This window comes from uncultured Desulfovibrio sp. (genome assembly GCF_944324935.1).
Lineage (GTDB): Bacteria > Desulfobacterota > Desulfovibrionia > Desulfovibrionales > Desulfovibrionaceae > Desulfovibrio.
Genome location: NZ_CALUYG010000060.1, coordinates 1 through 10,721 on the forward strand (window position 1 = coordinate 1; position 10,721 = coordinate 10,721).

General features: G+C 69.4%; 10 protein-coding genes. All 10 read right to left on the minus strand.

The window, feature by feature from the left end:
• Positions 1–227: helix-turn-helix domain-containing protein (locus Q0J54_RS11060; RefSeq protein WP_296305694.1), on the minus strand; the 227-nt coding region annotated here is incomplete at its 3' end.
• Positions 228–684: 457 nt separating this feature from the next.
• Positions 685–1,356 carry a histidine phosphatase family protein gene (locus Q0J54_RS11065; RefSeq protein WP_296305696.1) on the minus strand — a complete coding sequence of 224 codons (672 nt, stop codon included), beginning with the start codon at positions 1,354–1,356 and terminating at the stop codon, positions 685–687.
• Complete coding sequence (locus Q0J54_RS11070; protein ID WP_296305699.1) at positions 1,340–2,566, minus strand: DVU_1551 family NTP transferase; 1,227 nt, start codon at positions 2,564–2,566, stop codon at positions 1,340–1,342. Before Q0J54_RS11070 ends, Q0J54_RS11065 begins: the two co-directional genes overlap by 17 nt.
• 40 nt (positions 2,567–2,606) lie before the next feature.
• Positions 2,607–3,251: an endonuclease domain-containing protein gene (locus Q0J54_RS11075; protein ID WP_296305701.1), complete on the minus strand. Its 645-nt coding sequence runs from the start codon at positions 3,249–3,251 to the stop codon at positions 2,607–2,609.
• A gap of 399 nt (positions 3,252–3,650) precedes the next feature.
• Positions 3,651–4,760, minus strand: coding sequence for a DVU_1553 family AMP-dependent CoA ligase (locus tag Q0J54_RS11080; protein WP_296305703.1), 1,110 nt, complete (start codon positions 4,758–4,760; stop codon positions 3,651–3,653).
• A complete protein-coding gene (gene trsS / locus Q0J54_RS11085; RefSeq protein WP_296305705.1) occupies positions 4,750–6,219 on the minus strand; it encodes a radical SAM (seleno)protein TrsS in 1,470 nt (489 codons plus the stop codon). The genes Q0J54_RS11080 and trsS overlap by 11 nt, the downstream gene beginning before the upstream one ends.
• Complete coding sequence (locus tag Q0J54_RS11090) at positions 6,216–6,701, minus strand: DVU_1555 family C-GCAxxG-C-C protein (RefSeq protein ID WP_296305707.1); 486 nt, start codon at positions 6,699–6,701, stop codon at positions 6,216–6,218. Before Q0J54_RS11090 ends, trsS begins: the two co-directional genes overlap by 4 nt.
• A 418-nt stretch (positions 6,702–7,119) precedes the next feature.
• Positions 7,120–7,929, minus strand: a complete 810-nt coding sequence (gene trsM, locus Q0J54_RS11095; RefSeq protein WP_296305709.1) for a DVU_1556 family methyltransferase — start codon at positions 7,927–7,929, stop codon at positions 7,120–7,122.
• A complete protein-coding gene (locus Q0J54_RS11100) occupies positions 7,929–8,144 on the minus strand; it encodes a DVU_1557 family redox protein (RefSeq protein WP_296305711.1) in 216 nt (71 codons plus the stop codon). The genes trsM and Q0J54_RS11100 overlap by 1 nt, the downstream gene beginning before the upstream one ends.
• On the minus strand, positions 8,141–10,591 hold the full coding sequence (locus Q0J54_RS11105; RefSeq protein WP_296305713.1) for a pyridine nucleotide-disulfide oxidoreductase/dicluster-binding protein: 2,451 nt from the start codon (positions 10,589–10,591) through the stop codon (positions 8,141–8,143). Before Q0J54_RS11105 ends, Q0J54_RS11100 begins: the two co-directional genes overlap by 4 nt.
• Positions 10,592–10,721: the final 130 nt, after the last annotated feature.

A 10,721-nucleotide genomic window follows, 5' to 3' on the forward strand; every position in this document is an offset into this window, starting at 1 on the left:
AAAGCCGTCCGCTTTCCCGCGTTCTTATCTTTTGAGGCACGCCAGTCGGCCCGCCTTTGAGCGGCCTGTGCATCATACCTGCCGTTTTTATTGGCGTTTCGCCGGACTTCCCTTGAAATGGCCGCTGGGCTGTAGCCGAGGAGATCGGCAATGCTCCTGAGGGATTTTTCCCCCAGAAGCCGCTCTATGATTTCTCTGTGAGTTTTGGTAAGGTGTTTTTGCCCCATGACAGTTCCTCGTTGTTGAGGTGTTTGCTTGCAAAACAACTGTCATGGGGCTTTCTTTTTTTGGCAAGCCCTCTGTTAACTTTCAATTTACAATCTGCCCCCCAAGCCCCCCATCCCTTCCCCAGCGCGCTTTTACCGGGGAAGAGCCGAGGGCACGAGGCCCCCAGCCCCCCAGGCAAGCGGAGCACATACAGAGTATTTGTCTTATAATATTAGAGAATTTTGCCTTTGAAAAAGGCAAAATGCGAAGCGGCACAGCGCCGTCCGGCCCAAAGTGAGCGAAAACATCGCGTTTTTTCTGCGAAATACCAGGCCGTATGGTGTGGAACGCGAAGCGTTTCACACTGAAAAAGCTCTAAGACAGACCGTAAAAAGCGGCAGGACAACGGCCCGCATCCCCTTGCGGACGGCCGTCCTGCCGCTGGCGCTCCTTCGGATCCCACCGCGCTCTTCCGCGTCACGCTGGCAGCGTCATTCTCTCGCCTGCCCGCAACGCCTCTTCCTCAGTCTCCAGCCGTACGACGGCGGCAGGCGGGAGCGGCAGACGCAGCACCTCCGTCAGCGGCAGGGCCAGCGCATGCGCCATGAGGCTGCGAATGACGCCCGCGTGACTCACACAGAGCAGACATTCCCCGGCATGCGCGGCCCGAAGCCGCCGCACGGCCGCCAGCGCCCGCCGCTGCACGTCCTGGAAGCTCTCTCCCCCCGGCGGGGCCACGCGGGCCGGATCCGCTCCGCGCGCCGCCCATTCCACGGGGAAACTACGCTGGATGTCTTCCTTGCGGAGCCCTTCCCAGCGGCCGAGCGCCACCTCCAGCAACGCCGGTTCCCGCAGCGGCGGGAAGACGTTCCCACCGGCTTCGCGCAGGACGGCCAGCACGAGGGAGGCGCTCTCCCGGCAGCGGGAAAGAGGCGAACTCACGACCCGCACGGGCGGCAGCCCTTCCGCTCCGTACAGCGCCTCCCGCAGCCGCAGGAAGTCCCGGGCCGCCCGTCGCATCTGTTCCCGGGCCGCCGGATGCAGCGGCACGTCCAGCCTGCCGTACAGACGACCACGCACGGTCTCCGTCACCGCGCCGTGCCGCATGGCCCAGACGTCGCCCGGACGGGCCTCACTCGCCGGCGGCATGCCGTCCCGCTCCGTCATGCTCGGCGGGGCCCCCGTCCGCCAGCGCCTGCCGCGCAATGGCCGCGGGGTCGGCCGCCTTGCCCTGGCCCGCCAGCGGGCGCAAGGCTTCCGCCAGGGCGGCCTCCATGCCCAAGGCCCGCTCGCGGCGGCCCTCGATGGCGGCACAGGCGGCCTCATCCCCGGCATAGCGCTCCAGCTTGTCCGCAAAGCGCCGGGAGACGCTGACCCAGTCGCCGCCACGGCAATACTTGTCCGCCAGAAAAACGAGCTCCCTTTCCGTCAGCTCTTCAGGGGGGACGGGCGTCATGTCCCGGTGCGCGCCCACGATGCCCGCCAGCCGCTCCAGCCCGTAGCCCCGTAACAGCCGCTCTCCGGCGGCTTCATGATCAGCCTCGCCCTTGCAGACGTCATGCAGCAGTCCGGCCACACGGCAACAGGCGACATCAGGGACGGCCACCGGGGCGTCCGCGACGCGACGCGCCCGTCCCAGTGCCAGCGCCAGCGCCCCGGCCACCCTGCTCACGGCCCGCATATGTCGCAGGCCGCGTTCCGGTACGCCCCGCAGCCGCAGCAGCTCTTCCGCTTCGGCGACGCTGAGGACATCCGTCCCGGCCGCCAGGGCGCGCAGGGCGGCATGATCGTCCGGCGTGTCCATGTCCCGCAGCATGAGGGCGTCCGCCACGGGCACATGGCGCAGGGGCAGACACGACAGCACGGCCCGCAGGCCGCCCTTCCCCTCCGCCGCCAGGATGGACGGCAGCAGCCCCACCGGCAAGAAGACCGGGTGTCCTTCCGTCCCGGCAAAGGTCGGGATGAGCGCCGCGCCGGGAAACTCCGCCGCCGCCTCGATCAGGCGGGCCACGGTGAGCGGGCGCACCAGAGGCACGTCCACGGGCTGCAAAAAGACCCCGTCGATGCCCGAGGCCGCCGCACCGCGCGCTATCTCCGCAAGCCCCGTGCATACGGAAGAGAACATGCCCCGCTCCGGCCGCGGATTGCGGACGCAGCCCCACCCCAGGTCCGCGCAGGCCTTTTCCACGGCATCGGCATGGAAGCCCGTCACCGCCAGACGGACGCGAGCGCCGGACCAGAGCCGCGTGAGACGGGACAGGGCATGGTCGCCCGCGTCTTTCGTCAACGGTAAAAGCGCCTTGCAGCGCCCCATGCGGGACGCCTGCCCGGCGGCCAGTATCAGCACGGCATATGGCATATGATCCCTCTCCTTCCCCCCCAACAAGCCATTGTATCCCTTACGTCCCCCGTCGCGCACTGCCGCCCTTGGCCGGAGCTCCGCGTTTGCCGGGACCGCTGTCGCCCAGCGAACGAAACGGCGGCTGCGGCGTGAACACAGGGGGCCTGCTCGACGTCAGCGCCCGCCGCACCATCTGGCGGCAGGCTTCCGCTTCCTGCGTGAGCTGCCGGAAGGAGAAGCGCAGCACCTGCCAGCCCGCCAGCACCAGTTCATTCTGGCGGCGGAGCTGCCTGCCGAACTGTTCTGGATCCATCTCCTGGACATGCGTGCGGAAGCCGTCCAGCTCAAGGGCGATGCGGCGGCCGTCCGTGGTGTTGACGGCAAAGTCGATGCGGTATTTCTCGGCAGAAAGCCGCATCTCGTACTGACCGCAGAAATGGTGCTTCCTCATCACCGGTCGCAGTACATCCCGGCAAAAAAGGCGCTCCACCGGACTGCACCGCACGCGGCCGCACTGCCTGCCGTCACAGGGCAGCGCCCCGAAGCGGGAAGTGATGTCCCGCTCGTTCTCCTCGTAGGTGGCGGGCCAGTCGCGCCCGGCTCGTTTCGCCGCAACCGTTTTCCCCGCCTTGCCGCGCCGCCGCTTCGCGTAAAAAAGGCCTCCGCACAGCAGCACCAGCGCACACAGGACAGCGTATTCCATATCCATGCTCCCTTGCCGCCTTTTTTGCCGCAACACGCGGGAAAGGCCGCGCCGGAAACGCAGCGCAGGACGGGCGACAACTCCAGCCGGACACCTCTCCCCCAATCGTGGAACATGGAGCATTTTCCGTTTGAAACGCTTCACGTTCCAGGCCGTACAACCTGTCATTTCGCGGAAAAAAAACGCGGTTTTTCCGTCCACGTTGGGCCGGGCGGCGCTGAGCCCCATTTCGTGTTTTGCCTTTTCCAAAGACAAAACATTGAAAAGCGCGCCGGGGAAGGGATGGGGGCTTGGGGCGCGCCGGCAGCGACCGAGAGGCGGCCCAGCCTTACGGGCATCGACAGCAGAGCGAGGGGTTCCCCTTCCCCCCAAATAAATCCTGATAACGTCAACACGCCCTCAGCGGGCAGGCCCGCCCTTGCGAGGATGCACCACCTCTATGCCGTCCGGCCCGTGGACGATGCGGCCCAGCACGCGCCGGAGGCGCGGCAGCGGACTGCCGCAGGCGCAGGGCGTTTCCGTAAGGACGGCCATGTCTCCCGTCCGGTAGCGGATGAGGGGCAGGGCCTCACGTTGCAGGGTCGTCAACACGAGTTCGCCGGGCTGCCCGGGCGGCAGGACCTCGCCGCTCAGGGGGTCGATAACTTCCGGCAGCAGATCCAGCGCCTGCCAGTGCAGACCGTCGCAGGCCGGACATTCCACGGCCCCGGCAAAGGCGCTCTCCGTGGAGCCGTAATGCTCCAGCACCGGGATGCTCCATGCCTGCCGCGCCGCCGCGCGCAGGGCCGGGTCCAGCCAGTCGGCCGCGCTGAGGATGCCGGACACGCCGGGCAGGGCCGCCGGGCGGCAGCGCAGCAGTCCCCGCAGCTGTTGCGGCAGCAGGAGCAGCACGCAGGCCTCCGCCGCGTCCGGGCCGCACAGGTCGTCTTTTCGCAGAGGAAGGCCCCGCCCGCCCTCGTCCCCGGCCTCGAGCAGCAGGGCGGCCAGCCGTTCGTCCGTCGCCACCGTCATGCCCTGCGGCTCGAGGCCCTGCCGCAGCAGGTCCGCGATGCCCTGCGGCCGGTGCGCGCCGGGCAGCAGTACCCGCAGGGTCTGCCCGGGCCGGATGAGGAAGCGCATACCCACGGCGAAAAAGTCGCGCGTCCGGGCCAGATCGTGCAGGCTGAAGGCCAGGCGCTTGGGCGTCCCCGTGCTGCCGGAGGTCTGCACCGTCACCATGCGTTCCACGTCGGAAAGCGATACGCAGAGCATGTCCTCCCAATGGCGCAGATCATCAGCCGTGGTGAAGGGCAGCCGCGCCAGCGCGTCCAGCGAAGGCAGCGCCACGTCCTGTCCGCTCAGGTGGCGGGCATGGAAGCGACTGCGCGTCACGGCGTGACGCAGCTGGGCCGTGAGCAGCTCCCGCCGCCGCCGGGCAAGGCAGGCGCACAAGTCCTCCGGCGTGCGTGCGCCGCATTGCCGGGCCAGCCAGGCGTCGAGAGCGTGGGCAAAGGGAGCGCTATCCGCCATGCCCGCCTCCGTCCTCAGGGCTGCCGGGGTGCAGCCGGTCGGGATAGAGCATGCTGCCATCCACGGCGGTCAGGTTCTGCACGCAGAAGGGGACCAGCCTTCCGTCGGGCCGCATGATGTGGATGCAGCAGCCGCGCACGCGCTCCACGTCAAAATCGAGGGCGTCCTGGAAGGCCATGCAAGAGAGGGTGAAGCGCCGCTCCATGCCGGCCCGGGCCAGGAATCGACTGAAATCATCGGCTGCGACGACGGACGCGGAGGCCGGTTCCGCGCCTGCCCAGTGCGCGGCCACGAACTGCCGGGAGCGGCGCGCCCCTTCGGCGGCCTCCAGCGGAGCCGTCAGCGTCGCTGCCGCCGGACGGGCGGGTGAGGACGGGCCGCAGCAGGCGGGCGCGGCATCGGCGAGCAGGCGCAGAGCGGGCGTGCCGTCCGGGGCCGTCTCGCGGGCATAGACCGCGCTGAAGGAACAAAGGGAATGCTCGCAGCCTGGCGGATGAACATGCTCCGGCCGCACGAGCTCGGGAGCCTGCGCGCACAGGGCCTCCAGCACGCCGAAGAGCGGCAGGCGCGGCGCGGTCAGCAGATCGCCGGGATAGCGGCCGAAGCGGGAAAGCGGTTGCAGATGCAGACCGCGTACCGCGGGCCCCAGCCGCAGGGCCTGCCGCAGCAGATCGCCCAGCCGGGGGAGGTTGGCCTCCGGCAGCAGAGTGGCCACCAGCACCACCCCCAGTCCGGCCGCCGCGCAATGCCGCACGGCTGCCGACTTGCGGGCCATGAGGCTCTCCCCCTGGGGCAGGCTGCCGCGCAGGGGCGCGCAGGCCGCGTCATCCGGGGCGTCCCATTGCAGATAGACCGAATCCAGCCCGGCCTCGCGCAGGCGTGCGGCCCAGGACGGTTCGCGCCCCAGTCGGAGCCCGTTGCTGTTGACCTGCACCAGCCCGAAACCTCGCGCGCGCACCGCCTGGATGATGTCCGGCAGGTCGTCCCGCAAGGTGGGCTCGCCGCCGGAGAGCTGCACGTTGCAGCCCGGCGAGACCTGCCGCAGGCGGTCAAGCTGACGGATCAGCGTCGCCATGTCCGGGTCCGGCGGCACATCCTTCCCGCCCGCGGCGGCGTAGCAGACGGGACAGGCCATATCGCAACGCAGGGTCACTTCCAGCAGGGCGCTGCAGGTGTGCTGGGCATGGCCGGGACAGAGGCCGCAGTCGAAGGGACAGCCCTGCGCCGCCGCGGTCAGCGGATGGGCCGGATAGGAGGGCGTCTTGGGCCGCTGCCAGTCCTCGAAAGCAGGCAGGCCGCCCGTCTGGCGCAGCACGGGCACGGCAAAGCTGCCGTGCTGGGGGCAGGACTTGCGAAAGACGACCGCCTCCCCTTCCCGCACATAGGCGGCGTCGATGCGCCGCAGACAGACGGGACAGACGCTCTGCGTGCGGTGCAGGGTCCGGGCTGTCTCGCTCATGCCTGCTCCGTATGGGCCATAATGTCCAGATCATAGGACTGCGCCAGCTCCAGCAGCTTTTCCCAGGCCTCGGCCAGCAGATCGCCGCAACCGGCGGGATCGGGCCGCCCCGCCGCGTTGCTCCCGGGCTCGCCGCGCTCGGCCGCCAGCCCGGCCGCCACCGTGTCGCAGGAACCGCCGCCAAACGCGGCCGTGCGTTCACGGAACCACTGGGCATAGTCGTTGAGCAGGGCCTCCAGCAGGGGCTGAGCTTCTTCGTCGTCCGCCCCCTTCCCGGCCAGCAGGCCGAGGGCGCAGGCCCCGCCGGTCAGCAGGCCGCAGGGGCCGTCCGCATGGCCGATGCCCACGCACAAGCCCTGCATGGCGCGCACCAGTCCGGGATTCTCCTCTCCGCGCGCCTGCAAAAGCAGCAGCAGAAGGAGCTGACTGCAACAATAGCCCTGCCGCACCCACGGCAACAGTTCCAGCATGAGCGGATGCATTCGTTCTCTCCTCAGGCTCAGGACTTATTACTCTTTTGTGAGGGGGAAGAAACCCCCTTTTTGCGCGCGGCAAAAAGGTTTTTTCCCCCCCAAAATCCCCCCCCTCTCCCCAACACCCGCTACTTGGGTAAAAGTAATTGGAAAAACCTCAGGTTATAAAGATAAGTGTTTATTTTACAACAAGTTATAAAAATATCTCAGTCAGAACATGTTGCCTGATAATGAGTCCTGCCCTTGGGGCGGTTAACACAATCAGCCAGCTGTTTGGGGGAAAGGAAACCCCTCCCGCGCCGGCAGCGACCCGACGGGCGGCCCGCAGGGCCGTGTCCGTCAGGCGACGCAGGAGCCTTACGGGCTCGGCAGCAACGCGAGGGGTTCCCCTTCCCCCCAAACAAGCAGCGAATACAGTGCCTCAGGCTCACGTCGTCCGGCGCGCGTTCACGGCCACCCAGACGCCGTAGCCGGGGCGGCTCGCCGGGCTGCCGGGAGCCGCCGGGCCGGACGCGCAGCGCAGACCGAGCGCGTGCAGGCTCGCGCCGTCGCCATACCAGATGAGCTGCGCGGCCAGCCGGGCCAGTTCACGGCTCTCATCCGCAAAGGACAGGAGACGGAAACCGGCCTCCCGCAGGAGGCCTTCCCACGTCTCACGAGCGCGCGCCCCGGCGGCACAGCCGCCGGACACGGGCACGGCGGGCGTCTCCGGCAGTGTCCCGGCCGCACGGGCCGCGCCGCAGGCTGCCGGGCTTGCGGTTGGAGCACGCCGCATCAGATCGCTGAAGCCCAGCACCCCGCCGGGCCGCAGCACGCGGGCCGCCTCGGCAAAAAAGTTTTCCGGTCGCGGCAGGAGGGAGGCCACGCACTGGCAGAGCAGCACATCCGCCCAGTCATCCCGCAGCGGGATACGGCAGACGTCCGCCGTGCAAAAGAGCGGTCGGGCCGCCCCCGCTCCGAGCCACGGCACGGCCTGCCAGCCGGGTTGCGGCGTCCTGTCCAGCGCCACGACGTCCTGTCCTTCCGCCGCCAGCCGCCATGCCGTCGCGCCTTCGCCGCAGCCCGCGTCCAGCAGGCGCGGCCGCCGCCCGCCGTCCCGCTCTCCGGCAGGCTCCACACCATCGGTCAGCGCGGCCCGGCAGGCCCGCCAGAGGCGTTCCGTGGCCGCTGCGCCGCCGGGATGCCATTCCCCGCCGCTGACGGCGCGGAACAAAGGATGCGTCCAGGGCTGGGACATCACTTGTCTTCCAGCAGGCGCTCCACTTCCAGCATCTTGCCTTCGGACAGCGAACGCGGGATCATGGTCAGCCCGCACTGCGGACAGCGCGGCAGAAAGACGTCAAAGGCGCTTTGCAGGTATTCGGCCTGCACCTTGCCCTGATCCAGCGCGCAGCCGCAGCGGCCGCAGCGCCACGGCCCCCCGTCGGGCGCGTAATTGGGCCCCATGCTCATGCCTGACCTCCCTGTCCTTCGTCGCCGCATCCCCCGCAACAGGCCTGGCCGCCGGACGGACCGTCCGCCGCCAGTATCCCCGGTACGCGCATGCGATGACACCAGGCCGCGTGCAGCACGAAGCCCGCGCCGTCCGTCGCCGGGCCGTACTCCGCCCAGAACGTCACCTGTCGCGGCCGCCAGGCCCCCAGACGATGCCCGTTGCTCTCATTGACGAAATACGCGCCCTCCCGCTCCACGCGGGTAACGGTCTCGCAGACGTCTTCCCGCAGGATGTGCCGGGCTTCCATTTCGGTCAGCACCTCGGCCGGGATATGCAGCGGCAGCCAGCCGGTCGTCCGGTCGCAGGATGGCTCACCGCAGCCGGGATAGCGCCGTACAAGGCGTTCGCGCAGCGCGGCGCGTGCGGCACGGCGCGCCGAGAGCCCGGGGCCGGGACGCGCGGGCTCCGCGGGCTGCCCGGCCAGCTGAGGCAGCAGATCGAAAAGATGCAGGGAGGCCTTGCCCCCGGCCACCAGCCTGTCCCGGCACATGATGCAGGAGGTGAGCGCCGTGTGCGCCAGTTCCTCGCCGCGCCGCACGCTCATGGATGCCGCCAGATCCGGCTGGGCGCACCAGACGAGGCCGCCGTAGCCGCAACAGGCCGTTTCCCCGCCGCTGAGAACGGGCTCCTCCAGCGTGGCCCCGGCCTTGCGGGCCAGCGAACGCACGGCCGCCTGCCAGGCGGCGTCATGCCGGGCCGTACAGGGGTCCTGCACGCTCAGCGTCATGTGCGCCGGTTCGGCATCCGTCCCCGGCCAGGGCAGCGCGTCGAGCACTTCCCAGAGCGAGAGCGGCCGGGCTTCGGGCAGCGCCTCCCGCAGCACGCTCAGACAGGACGAACAGGCCGCCAGCAGCCGGGGCCTGCCGCAGGCCTCCCAGTGTTCCCGCAGGGCGGCGGTCTGCGCGGCGAAGTCCGCTTCCCGCCCGGCCCAGCGCGCCGGGATGCCGCAGCAGCGCAGCAGCAGGCCCACCGGCCCGCGCGCCAGCCCCGGGGCGAATTCGCCCGATCCGGCCAGCGCCGCGCGCAGCCAGTCGAAAAGCGCTTCCACCTGATCGCCGCGCGAGGCGGCAAGCTGACAGCCCGGGAAGAACAGCCAGCCCTCCCCCGGCGTGGCGTCGTGCGGTGCGGGAGTTTCCCCTTCCGCAGGCTGCGCGTCCGGCGGGATGCGGACGGCGCAGGCCTCGCCGCAGGCGGATTCCATGTCCTCAAGGGCGAATTCATGCGCCGAGGCCGGCATATAGCCCCGCTCCACCATATCCCGCCGTGACGTGAGGCAGAGCTCGGCCATGGAAAAATTCTCCGGGCACAGCTCCTCGCACTGCCCGCAGAGCGTACAGCCGTTGATGAGCTCATTGGCCAGATGCAGGCCCATGACGATGGCGGCATTATTGAACATCTGCCGGGCATAGACGCGGGGATAGCCCTTGTATTTCTGCAGGAGCAGGCATTGCTTCACGCAGATGAGGCACTGGCATTGCAGGCAGCGCGCCGCCTCCTGCCGGGCTTCCGCCTCGCTGTAGGTCCCGGCGGCGGGCTCCACGCGCGGCACGGGCGAGATGCCCTCCAGCCGGGTATGCAGTTCGCGCGGGCTGTCCTCACGGGCGGCGGTCAGGGAGACGCCCCCGGCCAGCCGTTCCAGCGATCGGGCCGCCTGCCGCCCTTCCCCGGCCTGCCGGGAGGCGGACGCATAGTTCATGCCCGCAGGCGTGCGGGAAGGCCGGCCCGCCACACAGACCGCATCCCGCCAGTGCAGGGTGGCGGCGTCCACTGCCGCCGCTTCCGGCGCAAGTTCGGCCGCGGCCCCGGCGTCCACCAGCACGGCATCCGCCTCGGCGCAGGCCCGCGTCAGGCGCGCGGCATCCAGTGTCGCCGCTTCAAAGCGCACGCCCTTGCGTTCCAGCACCGACCGCTGGGCGTCCCAGAGGGCGGCCATATCCGGCAATTGCGGGAAAGCCTCGGCAAGCCCCTCCTCCACCGGCCGGTCATGGACGATGGTCACGGCATAGCCCTTGCCCGCCAGATCCCAGGCGGCCACCAGCCCGGCAAGTCCCGCGCCGAGCACGGCGATGCTCCTGCTCTTGCGCGGCATGGGCAGCGGCCGGGACTGCGGACCCAGCGCCTCGAGACAAAAGACCTCCAGCCCGCGCACGTCCAGCGAACCGCCAAGATCGCGGCGGGCGCAGCCCTCCTCGCACGGATGGTCGCACAGACGGCAGAACAGTTCCGGCAGCGGCAAATGACGCTCCAGCAGTTTACGGGCAGCGGCCCACTTGCCCTGCGCGGCCTGCTCCAGAAAGGCCCGCACGTCAAGGTCCAGCGGGCAGTCCCGACGGCAGCGCGGCGGACTCTCCTGCGTGCAGCGGGCCTCTGCCCGCCGCAGATAGTCCTGATCAAAAACGGTCATATGGCGTTCCCTATGGGGTGACTCGTGCTGGTTACTTTTTGGGGGGAAGGGGCGGGGGGCCGCCGGCCCTGGGCGGCTTCGCGAGGCGGGCGAGGACACGCACGGTCGCTGGGATACGGAGCGAGCAGAC